Genomic DNA, 24,742 nt, shown 5'->3' with positions numbered 1-24,742 from the left:
CTCCGGTGATCGAGCACCCCGCGCCGACCGAGCACCCCGCAGCGACCGAGCGCACCGCACCGACCGAGCGCACCGCACCGACCGAGCACCCCGCGGCGACCCCGCCGGCGCCCGCCCCCGCTCCGGTCCTGGAACTGCGCGGCGCGGCCGTCCGGGTGGGCGGCCGCACGCTCTGGTCGGACGTCGATCTCACCGTCGGGGCCGGGGAGTTCACCGCGATCCTCGGCCCCAACGGGGTCGGCAAGTCCACCCTGGTCAAGACCCTGCTCGGCGCGGTCCCCGCCACCGCGGGCGAGATCCGCGTCCCGCCCCGCCGGCAGATCGGCTACCTGCCGCAGCGCCGCAGCTTCGACCCCGGCGTCCGGGTCCGCGGCCTCGACGTCGTCCGGCTCGGGCTGGACGGGCACCGCTGGGGCGTCCCGTTGCCCGGGCTGGGCCGGGCCCGCCGCCGCGCCGAGCGCGAACGCGTCGCGGAGGTGATCGAACAGGTCGGCGCCACCGCCTACGCCCACCGGCCGATCGGGCAGTGCTCCGGCGGCGAGCAGCAACGCCTGCTGCTCGCCCAGGCGCTGGCCACCCGCCCCCGGCTGCTGCTGCTGGACGAGCCGCTCGACAGCCTCGACCTGCCCAACCAGGGCGCCGTCGCCGCGCTGCTCGGCCGGATCTGCCGCACCGACGGCGTCGCCGTCGTCATGGTCGCCCACGACGTCAACCCGATCCTGCACCACCTCGACCGGGTGGTGTACCTCGCCGCGGGCCGGGCCGTCGCCGGGCCGCCCGCCGAGGTGATCACCTCCGCCACCCTCAGCCGCCTCTACGGCGCCCCCGTCGAGGTGCTGACCACCACCGACGGGCGCCCCGTCGTGGTCGGCGCGCCCGTGGTCGGCGCGCCCGCGGACGACGGGAACGGTGACCCGTGCTGCTAGCCGACACCGCCCAGCCCGTCTTCTCCTGGAACCTGCTCGCCGACCTCCGGGAGATGTGGTCCTACCCGTTCATGGTCAACGCGTTCCGGGCCGGCACCGTCGTCCCCGTCGTCGCGGGCGCGGTCGGCTGGTTCATGGTGCTGCGCCGGCAGACCTTCGCCGGCCACACCCTGTCGGTCGTCGCCTTCCCCGGCGCCGCCCTCGCCACCCTGCTCGGCGTCTCCACCGCCGCCGGCTACCTCGGCGCCTGCCTGGCCGGCGCGCTGGTGATCGCCGTCCTGCGCGACCGGGACCGCTCCGGCGCCACCGGGTCCGCAGCCGCCGAGGAGTCCGCCGCGACCGGCACCGTGCAGGCTTTTGCCCTCGCCTGCGGCTTCCTGTTCGTGACGCTGTACAAGGGACTGCTCGGCGGCCCCCAGGCCCTGCTGTTCGGCACCTTCCTCGGCATCACGGACGGGCAGGTCGCCGTTCTCGCCGCCGTCGGCACCGCCGTCCTGGCGGTGCTCGCTGCCGTCGGCCGGCCGCTGCTGTTCGCCTCGCTCGACCCCGAGGTGGCGGCGGCCCGCGGCGTGCCGGTACGGCTGCTGGGCGCCGGATTCCTGCTCCTGCTCGGGGCGGCGGCCGCCGAGGCGAGCCAGATCACCGGCAGCCTGCTGGTCTTCGCCCTGCTGGTGATGCCCGCCGCCACCGCCCGGCAGCTCACCGCCCGGCCCGCCCTCGGACTGCTGCTCGGCGTGGCGATCGGCCTCGCCGCCTGCTGGCTCGGACTGGTCGCCGCCTACTACCGGCCCTACCCGCTCGGCTTCTTCGTGACCAGCTTCGCCTTCGCCGGCTACCTGCTCGCCCACCTCGCCCGCGCCGTCCTCGGACGGGTGCGCGTCCCACCGCCCCCCGGAGCACCGGCATGACCACCGCGTTCCACCAGGTCTTCTTCCAGCACGCCCTGCTGGCCGGGACGGCGATCGCCCTCGCCTCCGGACTGGTCGGCCACTTCCTCGTGCTGCGCGCCCAGACCTTCACCGGCGACACCCTCGGCCACGTCGCCTTCACCGGCGCGATGGCCGCCCTGGCCGGCGGCTACGACCTGCGGCTCGGGCTGTTCGCCGCCACCGTCGCGGTCGCCCTGCTGCTGGGCGCGCTCGGGCGGCGCGGCAGGCCCGACGACGTGGTGATCGGCACCCTGTTCTCCTGGATCCTCGGCCTCGGCACCTTCTTCCTCACCCTCGCCACCACCCACCGCCCGAGCACCGGGGGCAACACCGGCGTCGGCGTGCTGTTCGGATCGATCTACGGGCTGAACACCCGGCAGACCGCCCTGGCCGTCCTGATCGCCGCCGCGGTGGCCGCCGCCGTGCTGCTGATCGCCCGCCCGCTGCTGTTCGCCACCCTGGACGAAGCCGTCGCCGCGGCCCGGGGCGTGCCCACCGGCGCGCTCGGACTCGGCTTCCTCGCCCTGGTCGGCGCCTGCGCCGCCGAGGCCACCCAGGCCGTCGGCTCGCTGCTGCTGCTCGGCCTGCTCGCCGCCCCCGCCGGAACGGCGGCCCGGCTCACCGACCGGCCGCACCGGGCGCTCGCGCTGTCCGCCGCCCTCGCCGTGCTGGAGACCTGGGCCGGACTCGCGCTCAGCGTCGCCGCACCCCGGCTCCCGCCCAGCTTCGCCGTCATGGCGGTCGCCGCGGCCTGCTACGCCGCTACCCTGCTGCGCCGACCGCGCCCCGGCGGAGCACCCGCGCGGCGCTCCCCGCCCCGACGACCCGGCCGCCGTCCAGCACCGCGGCACGATCCGCCAGGGCACGGGCCGCATCCAGGTCGTGGGTGATCAGGAGCAGCGCCAGACCGGCCCGTTCGCGCAGCGCCACGAGGACCTCCAGGACCTCGTGGCGCGTCCGCGCGTCCAGGCCCGAGGTGGTCTCGTCGCACACCAGTACCTGCGGCGAGGCCGCCAACGCCCGTGCCAGGGCGGCGCGTTGGAGCTCCCCGCCGGACAGCTCGGCGGGCCGGCGGGCGGCCGCGGAGGAGGGGAGGCCGAGCTCCGCCAGCAGTCGCCGGGCGGTGTGCGCGGCCTCGGCGCGGCCGGCCCCGCGCAGGCGGACGGCGGGGCGGGCGACCTGGTCGAGGACCGGCCGGTGCTCGTCGAAGGAAGCCCGGGCGTCCTGGAACACGTACTGCACGGCGGCGAGTTCGTCCCGCGAGCGGTCGCGGAGGCTGCGGGCCAGCGGCCGGCCGTCGAGCGCGACCGAACCCCGGTAGCGGTCGTGCAGGCCCGCGACGCAGCGGCCCAGCGTGGTCTTCCCGCTGCCCGAGCGGCCCAGCAGGGCCAGGCACTCCCCGGGCCCGACCTCCAGGCCGACCCCGTGCAGCGCCCGGACCCCGCCCGGGTGGACGGCATCCAGCGCCCGGACGGTGAGGACGGGGAGGGCAGGGGGCACCCGGGCGGGGACCGGGCGCGGCGGCGCGGCGGCCGGGACGCGGGGCGGGCCGTCGTCCAGCGCGGCCAGGACCTGTTCGGCCGGTCCGGCCGCGACCACCCCGCCGTCCCGCAGCAGCACCACCTCGTCGGCCAACTCCCGCACCACCTCCAGGTCGTGACTGAGCAGCAGCAGGCCGAGGCCCTGCCGGACCAGGGCGGCGAGCTCGGCCACCAGGCGACGCTTCGTCAGCGCGTCCTGACCGGTCGTCGGCTCGTCGGCGACCAGCACCCGGGCGCCGAGCAGCAGGGCCTGGGCCAGTACGACGCGCTGCTGCTGGCCGCCCGACAGCTGGTGCGGGAACCTGCGCAGGACCTCGTCCGGGTCGTCGAGCTGGGCGCGGGCCAGCGCCCGGCGCACCTCGGGCAGGCCGCCGCCACGCAGACGGGCGAGGTCGCGCAGCAGGGCGCCCACCCGGCGGGCGGGGTTCAGTACGGCGGCCGGCTGCTGCGGGACGAAGCCGACCGCCCCGGCGGGCACCGTCACCCGGCCGGTGACGCGGGCCCCGTCCGGGTACTCGCCGAGCAGCGCGCGGGCGGTGGTGGTCTTCCCGCTGCCCGAGGCGCCCAGCAGGGCCGTCACCCGGCCCGGGTGCACGCGCAGGCCTACCCCGTCCAGCAGGGCGCGGCCCGCGACCTCGACCCGCAGGTCCTCCACCTCGACCAGGGAGCGGTTCATCGCGGTCCTCCTCTCCCGCCCCGTTGCAGGGCGGCGTCCAGCAGCAGGTTGGTGCCCGTGGCGAGGGCGGCGATCAGCAGGGCGGGCACCAGGACGGCCAGCGGCTGGAGGTCCAGGCCGGGCCGGTTGCGGTCCACCATCACCGCCCAGTCGGCCGCGTCGGGCCGCACGCCGACCCCGAGGAAGGCGGCCGTGCTGACCAGGTACAGCGCACCGACCAGGCGGGTGCCCGCGTCGGCGGCCAGCGTCCGGCGCATCGCGCGCACGGTGTGGCCGAGGGCGATCCGGACCCAGGACTCGCCGCTCATCCGCAGCGCCTCGACGGCCGGCCCGGCGGCGATCCCGACGGCGCCCGCGTGCACCACCCGGGCGGCGTCCGGGACGGCGGCCAGCGCCACGACCGCGCCCAGCCCGGCCGGGCCGGGCGACAGCACGGTGGCGCAGATCAGCACCAGGACGAGCGAGGGCACCGCGATCAGCACGTCCAGCGGCCGCATCAGCAGCTCCTCCAGCCAACCCCGGCGGGTCAGCGCGGCGGCCAGCCCGAGCGGCAGGGCGACGGCATAGGTCAGCGCGGTCGCCGCCAGTGCGACCAGGACCACCGGGCGCCCGCCCAGCAGCACCTGCCGCCAGACGTCCCGGCCGGTGAAGTCGGTCCCCAGCAGGTGGCCCTGGCCCGGCAGGAACGACACCCCGCGCGGCCCGGCCGCACCCGCCCACCACGGCCCGGCCAGCGCCAGCAGCAGCGGGACGGCGACCAGCACGCCGCCCAGCAGGAAGCGCCCCCTCACGCCGCGGCCTCCGCACGCGGCGCCAGGCGGCGGGTGGCGAGGTCGGCGGCGAGGTTCAGCCCGACGGTGGCGACACCGAAGACCACGGCCAGCCCCTGCACCACCGGCACGTCCCGGGCGGCGACGGCGTCCAGCAGGACGGTGCCCAGCCCCGGGAGCACGAACAGCGCCTCCACCACGACCACCCCGCACAGCAACCAGTCGCAGGTGCGGGCGAGTTGCTGGGCGGCGGGGGCGAGCGCGTTCGGCAGCGCGTGCGCCCAGCGGATCCGCCGCTCGGAGACCCCGTACCGGCGGGCCTGCGCCACGTACGGCGCCGCCAGCGCCGCCAGCATGCCCGCCCGGACCAGTCGGCTGATCGAGCAGACCGGGCGGGCCACCAGCACGAGGACCGGCAGCACCAGGACAGCCGGTTGCCGCCCCACCCCGCCGAGGGCGGTCGGCGGCAGCCAGCCGAGCCGCAGCGCGAACACGCCGACCAGCAGCACGCCGAGGGCGAACTCCGGGACCGCGTGCACCGCGAGGGTGGCGGAGCCGATCAGCCGGTCCAGCGGCCCGCCCTCCCGGCCGGCGGCCAGCACGCCGAGCAGCAGCGACAGCGGTACCAGGAGGGTGAGGGTGAGCCCGGCGAGCAGCAGCGTCGGCGCGAGGCCGTCGGCCAGCTGGGCCGCCACCGGGCGGCCGCTGACCGAGGACACCCCGAGGTCGCCGCGCAGCAGACCGCCGAACCAGCCCAGGAACCGCTGCCCGGCGGGCCGGTCCAGGTGCATGGCCGCCCGGAGCACGGCGATCCGCCGCGGATCGGGGTCGTCGCCCGCGCGCGCGTCCGCGGCGTCGCCCGGCAGCGCCTCGGTGAGGACGAAGACCAGCGCGGGCACCGCCGCCAACTGCCCCACCCCCAGCAGCAGTCGGCGGCCCGCCCAGGACCGCAGCGGCGCGCTCACGCCAGCCACAGCCGGTCGAACCTGGCCCAGTCCAGGGTGTTCGCCGGGGCGTCCCGGGCCACCCCGCGCACCCGGGGCGCGGTGGCGACGATCCAGTCGGCGAAACCCCAGACCAGGAAGCCGCCCTCGTCGTACAGGCGGCGCTGCATCCGCCCGTACAGCGCGGTGCGGGCGGCCGGGTCGCGGGTCGCCTGGGCCTGCGCGTACAGCTCGTCGAAGTCGGGCCGCCGCCAGTGCGACGCGTTGGTGGTGGACCCGGTCAGCAGCCGCTGCGAGAGGTGCGACTCGATCGGCATCGCGCCGGAGCGGTAGGAGGCGAAGGTGCCGCCGTCCAGGATGTCCTTCCAGTAGGTGTCCTTGTTGCCGACCTCGACCTCGACCGTGACACCCGCCTTGGCGGCCTGCTCCTTGAAGATGCCGGCGGCCTCGACGAACCCGGCGGCGACGGGGGAGGTGTTCAGGGTGACCCGGAGGTTCTCGGCGCCCGCCTCGCGCAGCAGCGCCCGCGCCCGGTCCAGGTCCTGGGTGCGCTGCGGCAGGTCCGCCGGGTAGTACTGGCAGCCCTTGCCGAACAGGTCGTTGCCGATCTCGCCCGCGCCGGAGAGCGCCCCGTCGACCAGCTCCCGGCGGTCGGCGATCAGGAAGAACGCCCGGCGCACCCGGCTGTCGTCGAACGGCGGCCGGTCGGTCTTCATCACGAAGCCCTGCATGGCGCTGTGGCGGAGCCGGACCACCGCGATCCTTCCCCGACCCTCGTGGGCGCGGGCGGTGGCAGGGCTCAACTCGTGGGCGTACTCGGCCTGTCCGCCGAGCAGCGCGCTCACCCGGGCCGACTCCTCGTCGGCGACCAGGAACTCCAGCTCGTCCAGGTGCGGTGCGCCGTCCCAGTGGCCGGGGTGCCGCGCCAGCAGCAGCGAGCGGCCGGGCCGGAAGGAGACGAAGCGGAACGGCCCGGAGCCGACCGGCGCGGCGAACTCCTCGGTGCCGTCGGGGACGACGTAGGCGCCGAACGCGGCCAGCACGTTCGGGAACTCGGCGTACGGGCGCTTGAGCCGGAACTCCACGGTGGCCGGGTCCACGGCGCGGCTGGCGGCCAGGTCGATCGGTTCCAGCGAGGCCCGGGCGCGGAAGGCCCGCTTGGGGTCGGCGATCCGGCGGTAGCTGAACAGGACGTCCGCCGCGGTGACCGGACGGCCGTCGTGGAAGGCGGCCGCGCGGAGCCGGACCGTCCAGGTGTCGAGGGCGGCGTTGGGCTCCCAGCTCTCCGCCAGCCGGGGGACGGCGGCCAGGTCCGGGCCGAAGTCGGCGAGCTTGTCGAACAGGGCCTTGGCGCGGGCCGCGTCGACGAACAGGTTGACCAGGTGCGGGTCGAGGGTCTCGTTGGCGCCGCCGCCGGCGAAGACGGCGCGCAGCCGGCCGCCCCGGACCGGGGCGGCGTCATCGGCGGAGCCCGGGGCCGGGTCCGTCCGGCCGCCGGAGCAGCCGGCGGCGGTCAGGGCGAGGGCGGTGCCGCCGGTGGCCAGCAGGAACCGCCGGCGCGGGAACGGGTTCACGGGGTGCTCGTTTCGGTGAGTCGGGCGATCAGGTGGAGGCGGTCGGCGTCGACGCTTCCGGCCGGCGGGTCGCCCTCCGACCAGGCGGGCTCGGTGCGCGGGCCGGGCCGGTCGTACAGGGCGAGGACCTCGAAGCCGTGGGCGGCGAGGAAGTGGCGCAGCTCCTGCGGGAACAGCAGCCGCCAGGCGGAGTGCTGCTCGACCGGCGGCGAGCCGTCGTCGGCGCTCCAGGTCCGGGTCCGGCGCAGCAGTTGGGCGCCGCGGTCGATCCGCAGCACGGTGCGGGAGGTGTGGGTGACGCCGCCCCGGGTGACGGTGTCGGTGCGCGGGGCGTCCAGCAGGTCGGTGCGGCCGAGGAAGTACGCGCCGTTGCGCAGCTCGGCGACCAGCAGGCCGCCGGGGACGAGGTGGCGGCGGCAGCGGGCCAGGAAGGCGTCCAGGTCGTCGTTGGTGTGGCAGTACAGCAGGGCGCTGTCCAGGCAGATCGCCGCGTCGAAGCGGCGGCCGAGGTCGAAGTCCCGCATGTCCGCGCGCAGGTACTCCGGTCCGGGATGGCGCGCGGCGGCGTGGGCGACCATCGCCGCGGAGCTGTCGATGCCGGTCACCCGGCGCCCGGCCGCGGTGTGCAGCCAGGCGGCGTCCCGCCCGGTGCCGCAGCCGACGTCGAGGACGCGCGGCCCGGCGCCGTGGGCGCGCAGCACGGACTCGGCCCAGCGGGCGGCCAGCCGGTCGGGGTCGGGGAAGCGCAGTTCGTACAGTTCGGGGGTGTCGGTCAGCAGGTTGCCGCCGTTCGTCGCCTCGTTCATCGCGTTCCACTCGGTTCTCTGGGTTCGGTGCGGGCAGGGGTGGCAGGGGCAGCAGGGGCAGCAGGGGCAGCAGGTGCGGCGGGTTCGGGGGCGGCCGGTCCGGGGAGCAGCCGGGAGCGCCGGAGCAGTGCGACGGCCCCCGCGGACAGCAGGCCGAGCGCGCCGCACAGCAGCCACGGCGTCCGGCCCCCGGCCCCCATCGCCCAGCCCACCGCCGCGTTGCCGACGGCCGCGGCCAGGCCCGAGGCCAGGTAGAACACGCCGTAGTAGGTGCCGGTCAGTCCGGCCCGGCCGAAGGCGGGAACCAGCTCCAGCACGAATGGCTGGCACACCATCAGGCCGACCTGCAGCAGCAGCGCCGTGAGCAGGAGCCCGGGCAGGCCGTCGACGGCGAGCGGCGGCAGGAACGCCAGCCCGGCCACCAGCACGCCGACGGCGATCCAGCGGCCCGGGTCGCCGCGCACCGCCAGCCCGCGGGTGATCCGCAGCTGCAGGGCCAGGTTGGCGAGGGTGCTGGTGAGGAACAGCAGGCTCGCCGCCCCGTCCCGGCCGGTCGCGCGGCGGGCCGCGTCCGGCAGCAGCAGGTAGAGCTGGCTCTCCAGCACGTACGGGCCGACCAGGGCGAGGGCGAACAGCACGAACCGGCGGTCCGTCACCACCTCCCGCCAGTCGCCGAGGACCGCGCTGCGGACCCGCGGCACGGGACGGGCGGGCAGCGCCAGCGCCTGGGCCGCCGTCAGCAGCGCGAAGACACCGGCCGCCACGAGCGCGGTGGCCCGGAAGCCGACCGGCAGCAGCGCGCCGCCGAGCAGCGGACCGAGCAGCGCGCCGGTGGTGGCGAAGACGCCGAACAGGGCGAACGCCTCCGCCCTGCGGTCCGCCGCCTCCCGGGCGAGGTACGCCCGGACGGCCGGGTTGAACAGCGCCCCGGCGAGCCCGCTGAGCACCGAGGCGGCGATCAGCACGGCGAGGCCGTCGCCCAGCGCGAACAGCGCGAACCCGACGGTGCGCAGGGCGCAGCCGGCGATGATGACGCCGCGCGCGCCGAGCCGGTCGGCGGCCGAACCGCCGATCACGAACAGGCCCTGCTGGCTGAGGTTGCGCACCCCGAGGACCACGCCGACGGCCACCGCCGACAGGCCGAGGTCCTGCCCGAGGTGGCCGGCCAGGTACGGAACCAGCAGGTAGAAGCCGGTGTTGACGCCCAGTTGGTTGACCAGCAGCAGCTGGACGGAGAGCGGGAAGGACCGCACGGCGCGCAGCGTCCTCATGCCCTGGACCCCGCGTCGGGCCTCGCGCCGGGCCTCGCGTCGGTCGCCGGGTCGGTCGCCGGGTCGGTCCCCGGATCGGGCGTCGGGTCGGGCACGCGGTGGACGCCGAGTCCGGCCCGGTCGGACGGGCGGACCGTGCCGTCCGCGCCGCCGATGCCCTGCCAGGGGTCGTGGGCGAGCAGCAGGTGGCCGTCGAGGTCGACCCAGCGGGCCCGGTCGACCAGGTGGACGGCGGGCGCGATGCCGAGCGAACTGGCCGTCAGGCAGCCGAGCATGACGTCCGTGCCGGTGCCGCGCAGCGCCGCGCAGATCCGCAGGGCGACGGACGGGCCGCCGCACTTGGCCAGCTTGACGTTCACCCCGTGCACCCGGCCGGCCAGCCGGACCGCGTCGCGGAAGGAGACGGCGTCCTCGTCCGCGATCACCGGCAGCGGGGAGGACTGGGCGAGGTCGGCCAGCGCGTCGGGGGTGCCGGGCGGGATCGGCTGCTCGACCGCCTCGACCCCGAGGTCCGCGAACCTGGGTATCAGCGTCCGCGCGGCCTCCACCGTCCAGGCCCCGTTCGGGTCGAGCAGCAGCCGGGCGCCGGGGGCGCCGATCCGGACGGCCTCGACCCGGGCCAGGTCCTCGGCCGGGTCGGCGGAGCCCGCCTTGACCTTCAGCACGGTGAACCCGGCCGCGGCCAGGCGGGCGGCCAGCGCGGCGGCCCCGGCCGGCGGCGTGATGCCGATGGTGCGGGCGGTGGTGGCGGCCGGCACCGCCGGGGCACCGAGCAACTGGTGCGCCGGAAGACCGGCCCGCTTGCCGACCAGGTCGAGCAGGGCGGCCTCCACGGCCGCCACCACACCGGGTGCCAGGCCGGGGACAAGGCTGTCGGAGGAACCGGACCGGAGTCGGTCGAACGCGTCCTCCGGGTTCGCTGCCGACTCCAACTTCCGTTGAACGGAAAAGAACTGACGGTGGATCAGTTCGACGGGCAGGCCGAGGTGCTCGCTGCTGACGGCCTCGCCCGAGCCGCTGAGCCCGCCGTGCCGGACGGTGAGGACGACGGCGTCGCGCGCCGCCATCACCGAGCGGGAGATCCGCAGCGGCTCGGTGAGGCGCAGCCGTGCGGTCCGGGTCTCGACGATCACGTCCGCACCGCCAGCGGGTCGGCCACGGTGCGGCAGCGGGTCCAGCCGGTGGCCTCGACCGCCCCGGGGTGCGGTATCTCGGCCGGGTCGGCGGCCGTGTGCGCCCGGTCGGGGTCGAGGCCGTGGGCGCGGCAGTAGGCGTCGTCGTAGATGGTGCCGAGGTAGCGGTGCGGCCCGTCCGGGAAGACGGTGGCCACGGCCGCGCCGCCCGGGGCGCGGGCCGCCCAGGCGGCGACCAGGGCGACCGCGCCGGTGCTCCAACCGCCGCTGACGAAGCAGCTCCTGGCGAGCCGGCGGCAGGCGTCGACCGCCTCCGCCGGGCCGACCCAGTGCACCTCGTCGAAGGCGTCGTAGGCGACGTTGCGCGGATGGATGCTGCTGCCCAGCCCGCGCATCAGGCGGGTGCGGGCGGGCTGGCCGAAGATCGCCGAGCCGACCGAGTCCACGCCGATCACCCGCAGCCGCGGCCAGCGGCGGCGCAGCGGTTCGACCAGGCCCGCGCTGTGGCCGCCGGTGCCGACGCTGCACACCAGGACGTCCAACTCGGGCAGTTCGCCGATGAGTTCCCGGGCCATCGCGTGGTAGCCGGCCGCGTTGTCGGGGTTGTTGTACTGGTCCGGCCAGTACGCGCCGGGCAGCCGGTCGAGCACCTCGCGGAGCCTGGCCAGCCGGGCCGCCTGCCAGCCGCCGGTCTCGGCGGGCCGGTCGACGATCTCCAGCTCCGCCCCGTACGAGCGCAGCAACTGCCGCATGGAAGGCTCCAGTTCGGCGTCGCCCACCAGGACGACGGGGTGGCCCAGCGCCTGCCCGGCGAAGGCGAGACCGACGCCGAGGGTGCCGGAGGTGGACTCCACCACCGTCGCGCCGGGCCGCAGTTCGCTGCGGGCGTGGGCGCCGCGCAGCATCGCCACCGCCGAGCGGGCCTTCATCCCGCCCGCGCCCAGGCACTCCAGCTTGGCCCAGAAGCCCGGGTGCGGTGCGGGCAGCGGGGTGCGGATGCGGGCCAGGGGAGTGCGGCCGAGCAGCGGCAGCAGGTCGGGGTTGGCGGGGTGCGCCAGGGTGGGCACGGTCACCGGGCACCGCCGTAGCGGTGGATGACGCCCGGGCCGCCGTCCAGCCAGAAGAACGGGTACGGCTCGGCGGACACCCCGCTCACCCCGTGCCCCAGGAAGTGCGGCAGGACGGCGCTGCCGGTCTGGGCGAACACCACCAGCGGCTTGCCGGTCGCCCGGGCGTGCTCCAGGAAACCGGCGAAGGTGCCGTTGCCGAGCGTCATGCCGGAGACCAGCAGCGCGTCGCAGCGGGCCAACAGCGGGGCGGCGTCGGTGCGGACGGGTTCGCCCCACTCGGTGGTGCCGCCCTTGAGGTCGCACGGCAGGTGGTCGACGCCGCGCTCGCGCAGCCGCTCCAGCAGGGAGTTGACCACGCCGACCACCAGCACCCGCCGGACGTGCTCCAGCGGCAGCAGTTCGACCACCGCGCGGGCCCGGGCCCGGGACTTGGCGAGCGAACCGCCGGCCGCCAGCGGGTACGGGCGGGCGCCGTTGGCGGGGGTGTGCGGGCGGGCCGTCATCAGCAGGGCGTCCAGGGCCGCCACCCGGACCGGGGCGAGCGGGTGCCCGAGGAGCTCGGCGACGGTGGCGCCCGCGCAGTCGGCCAGCGCGGCGGCGGGCAGCGTGCCCGGCTCGACGGCGCAGGAGCCGACGGCCTCGCCGAGGCGCAGGCTGAGCACCTCGTTGCGGTAGCCGGAGGACCTGCCGTCGTGCCGGACCGCCTGGGTGGTGGTGAAGGCGACGGCGATCCGCCGCCGCGCAGGGTCGGGGCCGTACCCGCCGGCCAGCGCCCGCTCGACCATGGCGTCCAGGGAGGCCACGGCGTGAGAAGAGGTCGGGGAGTTCAGGGCGTTCAGGGCGTTCACGCGAGGACCGCCGCATCCGCCCGGTAACGGGGCGTCAGCCGGGCGAGGAGCCGCTCGGCGGTCCGCCCCGCGCCGTCGCCGTCCGGGTCGACGGTCATCACGTGGCCCAGGTACTCATTGTTGCTGACGGCCCGTCGGACCTCGCGGCCGGGTTCGGCCAGCACCAGCTCCACCACGGCGGGCTCGGCGCGAACGTCGTCGGCGCCGTCGACGGCCGCGAGCACGCCGTCCCGGTCGGGCAGCAGGAAGGCGATGGCGGCGCTGGCGGCACCGGCCCCGCCCGGGGTCAGCTCGGGCCGGCGCCCCAGGGCGACGTCCACGCACGCGGCCGCCAGGTCCACGCCGGTGACGCGGCGGACCAGCTCGGTGATCCGGTTGCCCGCCGGGCGCGGGTTGACCTCGACGACCCGCGGGCCGTCCGGCGTCAGCTTGAGCTCGGTGTGGGCGACGACCTGGTCGAGCCCGAGCGCCCGGACGGCGGCGACCGCGGTCGCGGCGGCCGCCTCCGCGAGGGCCGGACCGAGGTCGGCGGGGAAGAGGTGGCCGGTCTCGACGAAGGCCGGGGTGCCGCCGATCGTCTTGCCGGTCACGCCGACCACGTGCGTCCCGCCGTCGTGGGTGACGGTCTCGACGCTCACCTCCGGCCCGGTCAGCAGCTCCTCCAGCAGGACGGCCGGCTCCCGGAGCTGGCCGCGGGCGTTCACCGGGAAGGCGGCCAGCTCCCGCTGCGCGGCAGCCAGTTCGCGCTCGTCGGCGACCATCCGGACGTACATCCCGGCGCACAGGTCGACCGGCTTGACCACCAGCGGGTACCCGATCTCCCGCGCGGCGTCGGCGGCCTCCCCGGCGTCCCGGCACAGCGCGAAGCGCGGACCGGGGACGCCGGCCTCCGCCAGGCGGCGGCGGGTGAGGTCCTTGCGGCAGGCCGCCCGCACGGCGGCCGGGTCCGGCCCCGGCAGGCCCAGGCGGTCGGCCAGGGCGGCGACGGTCGGCAGGTAGTAGTCGCAGGAGGAGACCACGCCGTCGAAGCCGAGCACGGAGTGCAGGCGCTCGACCCGGGGCAGCAGGGACCCGGGGTCGTTGGTCTCGGCGGTGAGGACGTTCTCGGCCGCGAGCAGCGGATGCCGCCCGTCCGGGGGCGCCGCGCGCAGGTAGTGGTCCAGGTCGCGGGTCAGGAAGGTGAAGCGGTGGCCCCCTTCCTCGATCGCCCTCGGCAGCAGGCGGCTCATGGAGCCGACCCAGCTCTCGATAACCAGCAGATGCGCCACGTGATCCCCTCTCCGGGCGGCCTGGAGCGGCCGTTCGGGGAGAACTTATCTGCAAGCGTTGTCATTTTCAATAAGCGTCAGATGGAAACCGTTTTCATGTATGGTGCGACCGACCGCCCCGACCCCGACGTCCGCCCGGAGGGCTGATGAACCGTCACCACGGCCGCTACCAGGTACGACACGCGACACCGGACGACCTGCCCGGCGCGCGCTCGCTGATCCTGGACACCTTCTACCGCGAGTTCGGCTACGGCTTCGTACCCCGCTGGCACGCCGACGTGATCGACCTGCAGGGCTGCTACCTCGACCACCCCCGGCACGCCCTGGTGGTCGCCGTCCACGAGGGCGAGGTGGTCGGCACCACGGCCCTCAACTCCACCGGACCGGCCCACCCGCCGCACCCCCGGCACCTCGCCGAGCGCTACCCGTCCGGCCGGACCGCGCAGTTGCTGCGGGTGTACGTCCGGGCCGGGCACCGCCGGCACGGGCTGGCCCGCCGGATGGTCGACCTCGCCCGCGCGTTCGCCGCCGCCGACGGCGGCTACGACCGCCTCTACCTGCACACCAACACCGACATCCCCGGCGCCGAACCGTTCTGGCGCGCCCTCGCCGACGAGGTCTTCGACGCCCGGCCCACCGGCGAGCACGGGCCCGGAGTCGCCACCGTCCACTTCGAGATCCCGCTCCCGGTACCGGTCGGCGGCACCCGCCCGACGGCCTGACCCGGTTCGGCGCCCGGCCGCGGGCTCAGCGGAGGTGGGTGGCGGCGGCGTCGGCGCGGAGGGCCACTTCGAGTTCGAAGCGGGTGTGCGGGGAGGCGAGGGCCGGGCCGAAGAGCTGGTGGACGCGGTGCAGGCGCTGGCGGGCGGTCTGGGGGTGGATGCCGAGCCGGGCGGCGACCTCGGGGGCGGTGCCGCGGCCGGTCTGCAGCCAGGCGAGCAGGGTGCCGGCCAGGCGTTCGCGCTGCTTGGGGGTGAGCGGGGCCAGCGGGGCCAGCCGGCGTTCGGCGATCAGCCGGACCAGCGCCGGATCGGTGAGCAGCAGCAGGTCGCCGAGGCGCTCGCGGCAGTCCACCGGCCGCTGCGGGGCCTCCGGCAGCGAGGCCCGGACCAGGCGGGCCCAGCGCAGCGACTGCGCGGCCTGCGCGGGCGGCACCGCCGGACCGATCACCGCGCCCCGCCCGTGCAGCGCGGCCGCCAGCTGCGGGTCGGCGGACAGCGGCCCCGGGTCGGGCAGCAACAGGTGCGGCCGCGGGTCGTCGAGCCCCGCCAGCGCGTGGTCCGGCAGCCGGGCGGGCGGCGTCGACAGGGCGAGGGCGGGGCCGACGGGCTGACGGTGCGTCGGACGCGGGGGCGTCCGCTCGGCGGCGGCGACGGCGCCGGGGGCGGGGGCGGTGCCGGGGGCGGTCGCGGAGCGGGGGGCGGTCGCGGAGCGGGGGTCGAGGGAGACGCCGGCCACCAGGGTGGGGAGGGGCCAGTCCGCGGCCCGGGCGGCGGCGGCCAGGTCGGCCGGGTCGGCGCCCGCGAGGAGCAGGTCCAGCAGGCGGTGGCGGGCCCGGCCGAGCGCGCCCGCCCGGTCGGTGCGGGCGTCCATGTAGCCCTGGACACTGGCGGCCGCGACCTCGTCGATGTGCGCGAACACCGCCTCGGCCAGCGCCACCAGGTGCTCCGGCCCGAGGCCGCGGCGGCGGGCCACCCGGGCGTACCGGCGCCAGGCGATCCGGGCGCCGAGCCGGAACGCCGCCTGGAGCGCGTCCAGGCTGCGGCCCTCGGCGAGCTCGCCGCGGCCGAGCGAGCGGTAGATCCGCAGCTGGCGCGGACCGGGCGCGGGCAGCCCGGCGATCCGGTCGACGAACTCGGCGAGCGCCGTCTCCACCCCCTGCTGGATACCCGTGCCGAATTGACCGGAGAGCGGCCGGGAGAATTCCGGGACGGCCGATCTGATCTCATGGATGATCTCGGTCGCGAGGGATTGCTGCTCCGCTCTCAGCCCGCTCGGCAAATCACGTGGAAGTCCTTCCCAGGGCCCTCCCAATTCCGCTCCTCCGGGTAGCGATAATCCGATCGTCCGGAATGCGCCGGGCCTGCGGAAGCAGCCCGGGCCACCGGGAGTATGCGGCGGGGTTACCCGCCGGTCAATAGGTTCGGCACAAGCTTGTGCCCCCGGGCGGCCGGTGCTCCGGGCCGAAACGCTCGCGCCGATGACAGTTCCGCCGGAGGGGGGACGGAATTCCTGGCACCCGCAGATGGATTTTCCGCCGGGCGGCACGCGGTGTGTTGACGACCCGTCGGACCGATCCTAGCTTCGAGCCGAACCGCCGCCCCGGGGAATTCCGGGAACCGACGGACCCCCACGGAAGGTGAGCGGAATGCGGAGAAACAGCGTACGGGCAACGGTGCTCGCGGCCCTCGCCGCGACGGGCGTGCTGGCTGCCGGGGCGCAGCCCGCGGCCGCCACCGGGAGCCGGCCGGTGGAGACCCACTTCTCGGCCGGCTTCGTCAAGGGCTTCTTCTTCCCCGGCGGCAGCCCGGCCGGGGCCAACGACTGGTCCTGCCGCCCGAGCGCGGCCCACCCGAACCCGGTGGTGCTGGTGCACGGCACCCTGGAGAACCAGAACGACAACTGGGGCGGCGCGGCCCCGCTGCTGGCCAACCAGGGCTACTGCGTCTACGCCTTCAACTACGGCGGCCCGTCCGCCGGTTCGCCGGTCCAGGGGACCGGCTCGATCGCCGACGGCGCCCGCACGCTGGCCGCCTTCGTGGACCGGGTGCTCGGTGCGACCGGCGCGGCCGAGGCCGACCTGGTCGGCCACTCGCAGGGCGGGATGCTGCCGCGCTACTACCTGAAGAACCTGGGCGGCGCCGCCAAGGTCGGCAAGCTGGTCGGCCTGGCCCCGAGCAACTACGGCACCACCCTCGACGGCATCACCGAACTCGGCCGCCAGCTGCGGATCCTGGAGCCCGCCAACGACTTCCTGGCCGGCCCCTGCCAGGCCTGCGTGGAGCAGGAGATCGGCTCGCCGTTCCTGACCGCGCTGAACGCGGGCGGCGCGACCGTCCCCGGCGTGGAGTACACCGTGATCGCCACCAAGTACGACGAGGTGGTCACCCCGTACACCAACTCCTTCCTGCCGCCCGGCCCGCACGTCACGAACCTGCTGGTGCAGGACCAGTGCGCGCTGGACGCCACCGACCACCTGGAGATCGGCTACGACCCGGTGGCGCTGACCGACGTGCTCAACGCGCTCGACCCGGCGCACCCGCGGCCGATCCCGTGCCAGGTGGTGCTGCCCGTCACCGGCCCGCTGCTGTAGGGCCCCGCCGCCCCGGCCGTCCCCCTGTAGGGCCCCGCCGCCCCGCCCGTCCCCGCCGCCCCGGCCGTCCGCCGGAGTGCGCCCCCCGTGTGCCCGCGCCACCCCGAACGCCCCCGCCCTGCGGGGGCGTTCGGCCTTTCCCGGCGGCGGATCGACGAACGCGCAGGTCAGGGTGGGTGCATGCGGTTCGGGGGCAGCTGAAGCGCTCATCGCGCCGCCAATCCTCCCGAGGGCAAGGTTCACCTGATTGGGTGCAGCGCGCGTTCCAACGGCCCTGCGGGGTCCGGAACGATCTAGTGTTCCGGAGGCGGTCGGGAACGCGGCGCGAGCAGCACGGCAGACCCCCGTCGGCACATTCCGCTTTCTTTGCCAACGCCCCATCACGATCACGGATCTGACGCTTCGTCAGGTGCCGTGCGAGACAAAGGAGAGCCCGGCCCGATGTCCGTGGACAGCAGCCCGGAGACTCAGCAGGCGCAGCGCCAGCAGACCAGCCTCACCACCGCCGCGGCCCGCAACCTGGCCACCACGACCAAGTCCGCGCCCCAGATGCAGGAGATCACCTCCCGCTGGCTGCTGCGGATGCTGCCCTGGGTGCAGACCTCCGGCGGTACCTACCGGGTCAACCGGCGCCTTACCTACACGGTCGGCGACGGCCGGATCGAGTTCATCCAGACCGGCGGCGACGTCCGGGTCATCCCGCAGGAGCTCGGCGAACTCGCCCTGCTGCGCGGCTTCGAGGACGAGGAGGTGCTGACCACCCTCGCCGACCGCTGCCAGCAGCGGGAGTTCCGGGCCGGTGAGGTGCTGGTCGAGCGCGGCACCCCGTCCGACAAGATCCACCTGATCGCGCACGGCAAGATCAACCAGGTCTCCACCGGCAAGTACGGCGACGACGCGGTGATCGGCGTCCTCGGCGACGGCGACCGGTTCGGCGAGAACGCCCTGCTGGACGCCGACGCGACCTGGGACTACACCGCCACCGCCAAGACCAACGGCACCCTGCTCACCCTGAGCCGGGCCGACTTCGAGACCGTGCTGGCGCTCTCCGAGAGCCTGCAGGCCCACATCCGGGACTTCGCCAGCCTCCCGCTGCAGCGGCAGAACGAGCTCGGCGAGGCCGAGATCGCGCTGTCGGCCGGCCACGAGGGCGAGCACCTGCTGCCCACCGCCTTCGTCGACTACGAGCTCAAGCCGCGCGAGTACGAGCTGTCCATCGCGCAGACCGTGCTCCGGGTGCACTCCCGGGTCGCGGACCTGTACAACCAGCCGATGAACCAGATCGAGCAGCAGCTGAAGCTCACCGTCGAGGCGCTCCGCGAGCGTCAGGAGCACGAGCTGATCAACAACCGCGACTTCGGCCTGCTCTCGAACTGCTCCTTCGACCAGCGCATCCAGACCCACTCGGGCCCGGCCACCCCCGACGACCTGGACGAGCTGCTGAGCCGCCGCCGCGACTCCGAGTTCTTCCTGGCGCACCCGAAGGCGATCGCCGCCCTCGGCCGGGAGTTCAACGCCCGCGGCATCTACCCGGACACCGTCGACATGCAGGGCCACAAGGTCCCGGCCTGGCGCGGCGTCCCGATCCTGCCCTGCAACAAGATCCCGATCACCAAGGAGAACACCACCTCGATCCTGGTGGTCCGGACCGGTGAGGACAACCAGGGCGTCATCGGCCTGCACCAGACCGGCATCCCGGACGAGTACCAGCCCAGCCTGTCGGTCCGCTTCATGGGCATCGACGAGAAGGCCGTCATCAACTACCTGGTGACCGCCTACTACTCGGCGGCCATCCTGGTGCCGGACGCCCTCGGCGTGCTGGAGAACGTGGAGATCGCGCACCGCTGAGTCCCGCTCCGCAGCGTGTAGTGACGGCCCGCCGCCGGCCGTAACCAAAAGGCGGCACACCACGTTGAGGGTGCGTCGGATTGATCATGCCGATCCGTTTCTGCCCACCGGGCGGAAAGGCGGCGGGTCGTCCGGCGCGCCCTCGACTGCGCTCCGGCCGCCCCGGCCGTACTCGAAGCGGTGCGCGCCCCGCTGTCCCGTTCACCGCTCCGTGTTCCGCGTACTCCGTACCGGCCCGTCCCGGCCGGTCGCCCGCAGCCAGTCGCCCACAGCCATCGGAAGGTTGGACCACGCCCCATGCAGCGCAACGACCGGCCGCCCGCCGGTGCCGGGACGGCCCCCCGGGCCTTACCACCCGCCAGATCCGACGGCCCGTCAGCCCCCGCACCGGGCCGGTCCGGTGCCCGGCGCGGCGCCCGGGCCGCGGCCGCGCTGGCCGGGGTTGCGGTGGTCTGCGCCGTGCTGACCGGCGCCGCCCAGGCCGCGTCCGTCCGGGCCGCGGCCGTCGCCCACGACCGGGACGACCACCGGCTCGACATCTGCGTCAAGGTGCACACCTCGGTCACCGCCGGCGGCGTGCACGTCGAGGTGAAGGCCGGGGCCGGGGTGAGCGTCCCGCTCCGGCCGCGGGGCGGCGGCCCGGGGGGCCAGGGGGCCCAGGGCAATCAGAACAACCAGGGCAACCAGGGCGGTCACGGCGGCGACGGTGACGACGAGGACGGCGACGACCAGGGCGGGCACCACTGCCATCCCCCCAAGCCGACGCCCACCCCGAAGCCGACACCCACGCCCACCCCCACGCCGAAGCCCACCCCCACGCCGAAGCCGACGCCCACGCCAAGTCCGAAGCCCACCCCGACGCCCGCGCCCCGGCCGCCGTCGCCCGTCCCGCCGGCGCCGCCCGCGCCGCCGAAACCCGTGCCCGCGCCCGCGCTGCCGCCGGTCCGCACCCCAGTGCTGCCGCCCGCGCCCAGCCCGGAGCCGTCCTCGCCGCCGCCCGCGAGCCCCGCGCCCGCGAGCCCAGCGCCCGTGCGGCCCACGCCGAAGCCGTCCGTGCACCTGCCGCCGCCGCCCCTGGCCGCGGCCGCGCCCCGGCACAAGGCCACACCGACCACCACCACGATGCTCGTGGTCACCGTGCCGGCCGTGCTCGCCGCCGCGGCGCTGCGTCCGCGCGGCAAGACCGGTGGCACCGGTGGCGCCCGCCGCGGCGGCTCCTGACGGAGCGTCGGCCGCGCGCCGCAGCACCACCTTCTTCCCGTTCTTCATGTCGAACGATTCGAACAATTCAGGAGAGGACCCGTCATGCCCGAATGGCTGGCACTCGCCCTCGTGATGGCCGGCACCTGCCTGGTCGTCGTCGTGGTCGTGCTGGTGAGAAGTCGCAGGGCCGATGAGGACGAGGACACCTCGGAGACGCCCGACGTCATCGAGTACATGACCATGATGATCGGCGTGGTCTATGCCATCGTGCTCGGCCTGGCGATCGCCGGCGTCTGGGAGTCCCGGGCGTCCGCGCAGGACGACGTACAGCGCGAGGCCCAGGCCCTGCACGAGGTCAGTGCCCGTGCGGAGGTGTTCCCCGCCGACTTCCGCGCGGTGGTGAACAAGGACGTCGACGCCTACGTCAGCTTCGTGGTGAACACCGAGTGGCAGCACATGCGCACCGACGGGGAGATCTCGCCCGAGGGCGACGACCTGCTCGGCAAGCTGCGCACCGACGTCGCCACCCACGCCCCGGAGAACGACAACCAGGCCCAGGCCTACCAGGCGATGATGGAGCGGATCGCCACCGCCGACGAGGCCCGCACCTCCCGGGGCGGAAACGTCGGCCCGACCATGCCCGGCGTGGTCTGGTTCGGCCTGATCATCGGCGCGGTCATCACGGTGGGCATGGTGTTCGCCCTGCAGATCCGTCGCACGGCGCGCGAACTGATCCTGGCCGGTACCTTCGCCGCGCTGATCGGGTTCCTGCTGTTCCTGATCTGGGACTTCGACGACCCGTTCGGCCGCGGCATCTCCGTCACCACGGAGCCCTTCCTCAGCCTGTTCCCGTCACTCGGCGGCTGAGCCCCCGCTCCGTGGCGACGAGCCGGCCCGCACGGACCGTCCGGTGGCATCCGGCGGAACGTGCGGGCCGTCCGCTCGGGCGGCCTGGGCCAGACGCCCGTTCGAGGACACTCGTGCGGGGGCATCCGGGTGGGTCGGCCGTACGGAGGCGGTTCGCGGTCTAGGCTGGAAGACGGTCGCCCGGCCCGGCGGGAGCGGGGGCTCCCGGGTTCCGGTCCGGCGGCCGACGGGGAGCCCGCGCGGGTGGCCGCCGCCTCGGCGGCAGGGGCGCGGCACGGGGAGAGCACGGGGAGCGCAGAGGGGAATGAAGTACCGCATGGGGGAGTGCACGGGGGATCGCCCGGAGAGCCGGGCGGAGAACCGGACGGAAGTCCGGGCGGAGGAACAGCCGGTGGACGGGTCGTCGGAGGAGCGGACGGCGGAGGGCGCGGGGCAGTCGGCTCCGGCCGGGCCCGGGTGGCCCGGGTCGGCCGCCGGGAAGTACGCGCGGGTCGAACGGGAGCGCCGGTTCCTGCTGGCCGGGGCGCCGTCGCCGGCCACCGTCACCCTCGCCCGCCGGATCACCGACCGGTACGTGTCCGGTACCCGGCTGCGGCTGCGCCGGATGGAGCGGCTGGACACCGGCGAGTGCGCGTACAAGCTGACCCAGAAGCTCCCGGCACCGTCCGCCGCGAGCACCGGCGCGGTGCAGGGACTGATCACCAACCTGTACCTCTCGCCCGAGGAGTACGAACTGCTGCTGGCCACGCTGGACGGCCCCGAGCTGGTGAAGACCCGGCTGAGCGTCGGCCCGCTCGGGGTGGACGCCTTCGAGGGCCCGCTGCGCGGACTGGTGCTCGCCGAAGCCGAGTTCGACTCCGCCGAGGCTGCAGAAACGTTCGTTCCGCCGCCCGGCTGCCTCGCCGAGCTCACCGACGACCCGCGTTTCACCGGCGGCTCGCTGGTCCGCACCGAACGGGAGCAGCTGCGGAAGTGGCTCGCGGAGTACGGCCTCCCGCTGACCTGAGCCGGGTCGGGGGGCCTGAGCCGGGTACGGCCCGGGGGCGGGCGCGGCTGTACATCTACAGTAAAACTGTACATTCCACCGGGGGATACCTACGCCGGCCCCATGAGCGAAGAGCCCGACTCCGCGCTGCGCGCCTCCCAGCAGGTGCGCTCGGTGATCGGCAAGCTGCGCCGCCGCATCCGCGCGGCCACCGGCATCGGGGACTTCACGCTCACTCAGGCCGCCGCCGTGGGACGGCTGCTGGACAGTGCCGACCAGGGCTGGTGGAGCGCCGCCGCGACCCCGAGGACGGGCGGCGACGTCTATGGTGACAACCCCCACCTGCGGGCCGCGCTGGAAGCTCGCCCGATCGGCTATGTGCCGGCGGTCTCCAGCACTCACCAAGTGGTCACGGGTGCTGGCAGGTTCCAGGCGAAGGCGTTGGTCGCGCGGATCCCGAAGCGCACCTGGCAGTGGCGGTCGGCTGGTGCGGGCGCGAAGGGCGAGCGGTACTACGACTGGGCCCAGCTCGACCTTGTCGGTCCGGCCCGGCGGCCCGGTTCACGCCCTCGGACACCGATTTCACCGGTCACAGCGGCGACGCAGACACCAGGCCCGCGCCCGCGCCTCCCACTACCGACGACAATCGGCCCTGCGGCCGTGAAGATCATGACCGGGGTCGGGGAGGCGCCTACCGGGGAAGGCTCTGGCCGATCGCCCGCAGGACGTCAGCGAGCCAGACCAGGTGATGTCCCACAGCGCGATCTCGATCAGCGACCACATTCGTCAGGTGCTGCCAGGACTCGGAGAGCTGCCCGATCGTCAGGTCGCTCGGCTCCTGCGCAACGTCGTACAGCTCGCTCGACGGGACAGACCAGAAGTAGTCCTTGTCCAGGGCGACGAAATCACCCCCCGTGGCGGCTTCAACATGGCTCAGCAGCAGGTCGAACGACCTGCGCAGCTCAACAAGGGACACGTGCAAGGGCTCACCGGACATGAGCACCATCATGGGGGACAGGCAAGATCGCGATCTACGGGCAGGCGAAATGACGCATCGGGCCCCGGCCCGTCTTCGGCCGCTGCCGGTACCCGGCTGCTGGTGACAGGTCTCCTCGGGGCAACGCCCCCACCCGCCCTCCCTTCCCGCTCCGGGAGGGAGAGCGGGTTCTTTTACCCGCTGCTTTCTACAGGGCGTCAGCACCACCGGACGCCGGTCGACCGGCGTCCGGTACGAGCTGTGCGGCTGACGGCATCGGAGCCCGCCACTCGCGGCCGTTCTCCCGCAGCCGTTCCCCCGCTCCGGGCGGCTCCCCTGCCCGGATAGGACGGGGTGCCGTCCTGCCGGTGCGCGGGCCGAAGGGCCCGGTGGCTCAGGATTTGCCGGGTTTGCCGGTCGAGACCAGCAGGAGGACGGACGAGCCCGGTGCCACCGATTGTGCGCCGCCCCGGGGGTCGCTGCTGATCACCTGCCCGGCGGGGGCGTTCCAGTCCGTGTGCTGCATGATCGTGCAGTTCAGTCCGAGTCCGCGCAGCAGGCTTCCGGCCTGTTCGACCGGCATGCCGGCCAGGTTCGGCAGTGCGATGCCCGCTCCCGGGGTCTGCTCCTGCTTCTGCGCCGGGGTCGGACTGGCGCCTCCGCTCCGGGGGGCGCCGGTGGCGAGCGGGGTGCACGCCCCGTTCCCCGCTGCGGGCAGGAACGGGGAGGCGCTGGGCTGCTTCAGCGCGAAGAACCCCGCCGTGGCGCACGCCAGCACGCAGCACACCGCAGCGGTGCCGAGGACCGTCCGTCGGGTGCGGCTGCGGCCGACGACTCGCTCGATCGCGGCCGCGTCGACGACCGGCGCCGTCGGCCCGTCGGCGAAGGAGGCCACCGCGGCACGCAGCTCGGCTTCGAGGCCCGGCTCGAACGGGGCGGGTCCGGACGGCGTGTTCCTCACTTCGTACCTCCGAAAGCGGCCGACGGGGTGGGCGACGCCTGGGCGCCCGAGACGGAATCGCGCAGCTTGGCCAGGCCGCGGGCGAGCTGGGACCTCACCGCACTCGAAGAGATGTCCAGGACGTCGGCGACCTGCCGGGCGTCCAGATCGTGCAGGTAGTACAGGACCACCACGCTGCGCATGCCCATCGGCAGCCCGAGCAGTGCCTCGATCAGTTCCGCGCGCAGATCCACCTGCCCGACCCGGTCCCGGGGGTCGGCCGTCTCGGGCACCCCCGACAGCCCGGGGCGCTCGCCCAGGCGCGACAGCCGCCGCCAGCGGTCGTTGGCCAGGTTGACCAGCACTTTGCGCACGTACGCCTCCGGCGAGTCCGCCACCGCGACCTTCCGCCAGTGTCGGCACGCCCGCTCCAGCGCCTCCTGCACCAGATCCTCGGCCACGTGCACGTCACCGGTCAGCGCATACGCGGTGCGGAACAACGCTCCCGACCGCTGTGCGACGAACTCCGTGAATCCGTTGCCCGGACCGCTCCTGCGAAACCTCACCTGCCGACCTCCTCTCCTCGTTCCGTCCCGATCACTGCCCCTGTGACGGCGCAACGGGGCCGAGTGCTGCACCGAGCCGCCGGTAGTGACGTGAATCACAGCCGGGACGGAAGGGTGGCCCGGGACCTCGCGCCGCTGCCGCCCGGTGTCGGGGCGGGACCCGGCGCCCGCCGGTCGGGGCGGAGGGCGCGGAGTGGTCCCCCGACGTCAGGCGACGCTACCTCGACGGGCCGGCCCGGTTGGCGGAGGAGACCGCGGCCCTCGCCACCGCCCCTGATCGACCGCGCG

Annotated in this window: 23 protein-coding genes and 1 pseudogene; 10 read left to right on the top strand and 14 right to left on the bottom strand. The window is 75.2% G+C overall.

The annotated features are described in order from the left end of the window. Positions 1-128: 128 nt before the first annotated feature. The 3 genes and pseudogenes from ACIOHG_RS10205 to ACIOHG_RS10195 form a co-directional block, all read left to right on the top strand. Positions 129-926: a metal ABC transporter ATP-binding protein gene (locus tag ACIOHG_RS10205; protein ID WP_400948486.1), complete on the top strand. Its 798-nt coding sequence runs from the start codon at positions 129-131 to the stop codon at positions 924-926. Continuing rightward, entirely contained in the window at positions 917-1,834 is a 918-nt protein-coding gene (locus tag ACIOHG_RS10200) for a metal ABC transporter permease (protein ID WP_400947773.1), read from the top strand. Before ACIOHG_RS10205 ends, ACIOHG_RS10200 begins: the two co-directional genes overlap by 10 nt. Further along, positions 1,831-2,562: pseudogene (locus ACIOHG_RS10195) on the top strand (metal ABC transporter permease); the annotation flags it as partial. The gene ACIOHG_RS10200 and the pseudogene ACIOHG_RS10195, both read left to right, overlap by 4 nt. A 55-nt stretch (positions 2,563-2,617) precedes the next feature. Here the strand turns inward: ACIOHG_RS10195 and ACIOHG_RS10190 are convergent. Genes ACIOHG_RS10190 through ACIOHG_RS10145 form a run of 10 tightly spaced genes read right to left on the bottom strand, consistent with a single transcriptional unit; the run spans position 2,618 to position 13,756 of the window. Then, positions 2,618-4,072, bottom strand: a complete 1,455-nt coding sequence (locus ACIOHG_RS10190) for an ABC transporter ATP-binding protein (RefSeq protein WP_400947771.1) — start codon at positions 4,070-4,072, stop codon at positions 2,618-2,620. Further along, positions 4,069-4,863 carry an ABC transporter permease gene (locus ACIOHG_RS10185; protein WP_400947768.1) on the bottom strand — a complete coding sequence of 265 codons (795 nt, stop codon included), beginning with the start codon at positions 4,861-4,863 and terminating at the stop codon, positions 4,069-4,071. Before ACIOHG_RS10185 ends, ACIOHG_RS10190 begins: the two co-directional genes overlap by 4 nt. Then, positions 4,860-5,816, bottom strand: coding sequence for an ABC transporter permease (locus ACIOHG_RS10180; RefSeq protein ID WP_400947766.1), 957 nt, complete (start codon positions 5,814-5,816; stop codon positions 4,860-4,862). The genes ACIOHG_RS10185 and ACIOHG_RS10180 overlap by 4 nt, the downstream gene beginning before the upstream one ends. After that, positions 5,804-7,360, bottom strand: a complete 1,557-nt coding sequence (locus ACIOHG_RS10175; RefSeq protein ID WP_400947764.1) for an ABC transporter substrate-binding protein — start codon at positions 7,358-7,360, stop codon at positions 5,804-5,806. The genes ACIOHG_RS10180 and ACIOHG_RS10175 overlap by 13 nt, the downstream gene beginning before the upstream one ends. Next, positions 7,357-8,166, bottom strand: a complete 810-nt coding sequence (locus ACIOHG_RS10170; protein WP_400947761.1) for a class I SAM-dependent methyltransferase — start codon at positions 8,164-8,166, stop codon at positions 7,357-7,359. The genes ACIOHG_RS10175 and ACIOHG_RS10170 overlap by 4 nt, the downstream gene beginning before the upstream one ends. Continuing rightward, positions 8,163-9,437, bottom strand: a complete 1,275-nt coding sequence (locus ACIOHG_RS10165; protein ID WP_400947758.1) for an MFS transporter — start codon at positions 9,435-9,437, stop codon at positions 8,163-8,165. Before ACIOHG_RS10165 ends, ACIOHG_RS10170 begins: the two co-directional genes overlap by 4 nt. Beyond that, positions 9,434-10,570 (bottom strand): enolase C-terminal domain-like protein, encoded by a 1,137-nt coding sequence (locus ACIOHG_RS10160; RefSeq protein ID WP_400947756.1) that lies wholly within the window; start codon positions 10,568-10,570, stop codon positions 9,434-9,436. Before ACIOHG_RS10160 ends, ACIOHG_RS10165 begins: the two co-directional genes overlap by 4 nt. Next, on the bottom strand, positions 10,567-11,643 hold the full coding sequence (locus ACIOHG_RS10155; RefSeq protein WP_400947754.1) for a pyridoxal-phosphate dependent enzyme: 1,077 nt from the start codon (positions 11,641-11,643) through the stop codon (positions 10,567-10,569). The genes ACIOHG_RS10160 and ACIOHG_RS10155 overlap by 4 nt, the downstream gene beginning before the upstream one ends. Next, positions 11,640-12,425 carry a Rossmann-like domain-containing protein gene (locus ACIOHG_RS10150; RefSeq protein ID WP_400948483.1) on the bottom strand — a complete coding sequence of 262 codons (786 nt, stop codon included), beginning with the start codon at positions 12,423-12,425 and terminating at the stop codon, positions 11,640-11,642. The genes ACIOHG_RS10155 and ACIOHG_RS10150 overlap by 4 nt, the downstream gene beginning before the upstream one ends. A gap of 59 nt (positions 12,426-12,484) precedes the next feature. After that, on the bottom strand, positions 12,485-13,756 hold the full coding sequence (locus ACIOHG_RS10145; RefSeq protein WP_400947752.1) for an ATP-grasp domain-containing protein: 1,272 nt from the start codon (positions 13,754-13,756) through the stop codon (positions 12,485-12,487). On the opposite strand from ACIOHG_RS10145, the gene ACIOHG_RS10140 reads away from it, so the two are divergent. Together ACIOHG_RS10140 and ACIOHG_RS10135 are read left to right on the top strand one after the other, a co-directional pair. Beyond that, positions 13,748-13,903 carry a hypothetical protein gene (locus ACIOHG_RS10140; protein ID WP_400947750.1) on the top strand — a complete coding sequence of 52 codons (156 nt, stop codon included), beginning with the start codon at positions 13,748-13,750 and terminating at the stop codon, positions 13,901-13,903. The two genes, ACIOHG_RS10145 and ACIOHG_RS10140, sit on opposite strands and share 9 nt — an antisense overlap. Then, positions 13,903-14,478, top strand: coding sequence for a GNAT family N-acetyltransferase (locus ACIOHG_RS10135; protein ID WP_400947747.1), 576 nt, complete (start codon positions 13,903-13,905; stop codon positions 14,476-14,478). Before ACIOHG_RS10140 ends, ACIOHG_RS10135 begins: the two co-directional genes overlap by 1 nt. 25 nt (positions 14,479-14,503) lie before the next feature. Here ACIOHG_RS10135 and ACIOHG_RS10130 read toward each other — a convergent pair whose 3' ends face one another. Then, entirely contained in the window at positions 14,504-15,631 is a 1,128-nt protein-coding gene (locus tag ACIOHG_RS10130) for a helix-turn-helix domain-containing protein (protein WP_400947744.1), read from the bottom strand. A gap of 493 nt (positions 15,632-16,124) precedes the next feature. Between ACIOHG_RS10130 and ACIOHG_RS10125 the strand changes: the two genes are divergently transcribed. From ACIOHG_RS10125 to ACIOHG_RS10105, 5 genes are all read left to right on the top strand, one after another. Next, on the top strand, positions 16,125-17,069 hold the full coding sequence (locus ACIOHG_RS10125; RefSeq protein ID WP_400947742.1) for an esterase/lipase family protein: 945 nt from the start codon (positions 16,125-16,127) through the stop codon (positions 17,067-17,069). Between the two features lie 441 nt (positions 17,070-17,510). Then, positions 17,511-18,917: a family 2B encapsulin nanocompartment shell protein gene (locus tag ACIOHG_RS10120; RefSeq protein ID WP_400947740.1), complete on the top strand. Its 1,407-nt coding sequence runs from the start codon at positions 17,511-17,513 to the stop codon at positions 18,915-18,917. A 459-nt stretch (positions 18,918-19,376) separates the two neighbouring features. Beyond that, positions 19,377-20,138, top strand: a complete 762-nt coding sequence (locus tag ACIOHG_RS10115; RefSeq protein ID WP_400947738.1) for a hypothetical protein — start codon at positions 19,377-19,379, stop codon at positions 20,136-20,138. Positions 20,139-20,222: 84 nt separating this feature from the next. Continuing rightward, positions 20,223-20,987 (top strand): hypothetical protein, encoded by a 765-nt coding sequence (locus tag ACIOHG_RS10110; protein ID WP_400947736.1) that lies wholly within the window; start codon positions 20,223-20,225, stop codon positions 20,985-20,987. Between the two features lie 391 nt (positions 20,988-21,378). Beyond that, positions 21,379-21,993, top strand: a complete 615-nt coding sequence (locus tag ACIOHG_RS10105; RefSeq protein ID WP_400947734.1) for a hypothetical protein — start codon at positions 21,379-21,381, stop codon at positions 21,991-21,993. Between the two features lie 670 nt (positions 21,994-22,663). On the opposite strand, the gene ACIOHG_RS10100 is transcribed toward ACIOHG_RS10105, so the two are convergent. From ACIOHG_RS10100 to ACIOHG_RS10090, 3 genes are all read right to left on the bottom strand, one after another. Continuing rightward, a complete protein-coding gene (locus ACIOHG_RS10100; RefSeq protein ID WP_400947732.1) occupies positions 22,664-22,969 on the bottom strand; it encodes a hypothetical protein in 306 nt (101 codons plus the stop codon). A 373-nt stretch (positions 22,970-23,342) separates the two neighbouring features. Continuing rightward, a complete protein-coding gene (locus ACIOHG_RS10095; protein WP_400947730.1) occupies positions 23,343-23,909 on the bottom strand; it encodes a PASTA domain-containing protein in 567 nt (188 codons plus the stop codon). Then, positions 23,906-24,454, bottom strand: a complete 549-nt coding sequence (locus ACIOHG_RS10090) for a SigE family RNA polymerase sigma factor (protein ID WP_400947728.1) — start codon at positions 24,452-24,454, stop codon at positions 23,906-23,908. The genes ACIOHG_RS10095 and ACIOHG_RS10090 overlap by 4 nt, the downstream gene beginning before the upstream one ends. Positions 24,455-24,742 lie beyond the last annotated feature (288 nt).

Source organism: Kitasatospora sp. NPDC088134 (assembly GCF_044741705.1).
In the GTDB taxonomy this organism is placed as follows: domain Bacteria; phylum Actinomycetota; class Actinomycetes; order Streptomycetales; family Streptomycetaceae; genus Kitasatospora.
This window is presented reverse-complemented; position numbering and strand designations above follow the sequence as displayed.

What these genes read in the sequence shown, in the direction of transcription:
- ACIOHG_RS10190 (WP_400947771.1), bottom strand. Translation starts at nt 4,072, where the DNA reads ATGAACCGCTCCCTGGTCGAGGTGGAGGACCTGCGGGTCGAGGTCGCG.
- ACIOHG_RS10170 (WP_400947761.1), bottom strand. Translation starts at nt 8,166, where the DNA reads ATGAACGAGGCGACGAACGGCGGCAACCTGCTGACCGACACCCCCGAA.
- ACIOHG_RS10165 (WP_400947758.1), bottom strand. Translation starts at nt 9,437, where the DNA reads ATGAGGACGCTGCGCGCCGTGCGGTCCTTCCCGCTCTCCGTCCAGCTG.
- ACIOHG_RS10150 (WP_400948483.1), bottom strand. Translation starts at nt 12,425, where the DNA reads ATGGTCGAGCGGGCGCTGGCCGGCGGGTACGGCCCCGACCCTGCGCGG.
- ACIOHG_RS10140 (WP_400947750.1), top strand. Translation starts at nt 13,748, where the DNA reads ATGCGCCACGTGATCCCCTCTCCGGGCGGCCTGGAGCGGCCGTTCGGG.
- ACIOHG_RS10135 (WP_400947747.1), top strand. Translation starts at nt 13,903, where the DNA reads ATGAACCGTCACCACGGCCGCTACCAGGTACGACACGCGACACCGGAC.
- ACIOHG_RS10125 (WP_400947742.1), top strand. Translation starts at nt 16,125, where the DNA reads ATGCGGAGAAACAGCGTACGGGCAACGGTGCTCGCGGCCCTCGCCGCG.
- ACIOHG_RS10120 (WP_400947740.1), top strand. Translation starts at nt 17,511, where the DNA reads ATGTCCGTGGACAGCAGCCCGGAGACTCAGCAGGCGCAGCGCCAGCAG.
- ACIOHG_RS10110 (WP_400947736.1), top strand. Translation starts at nt 20,223, where the DNA reads ATGCCCGAATGGCTGGCACTCGCCCTCGTGATGGCCGGCACCTGCCTG.
- ACIOHG_RS10100 (WP_400947732.1), bottom strand. Translation starts at nt 22,969, where the DNA reads ATGTCCGGTGAGCCCTTGCACGTGTCCCTTGTTGAGCTGCGCAGGTCG.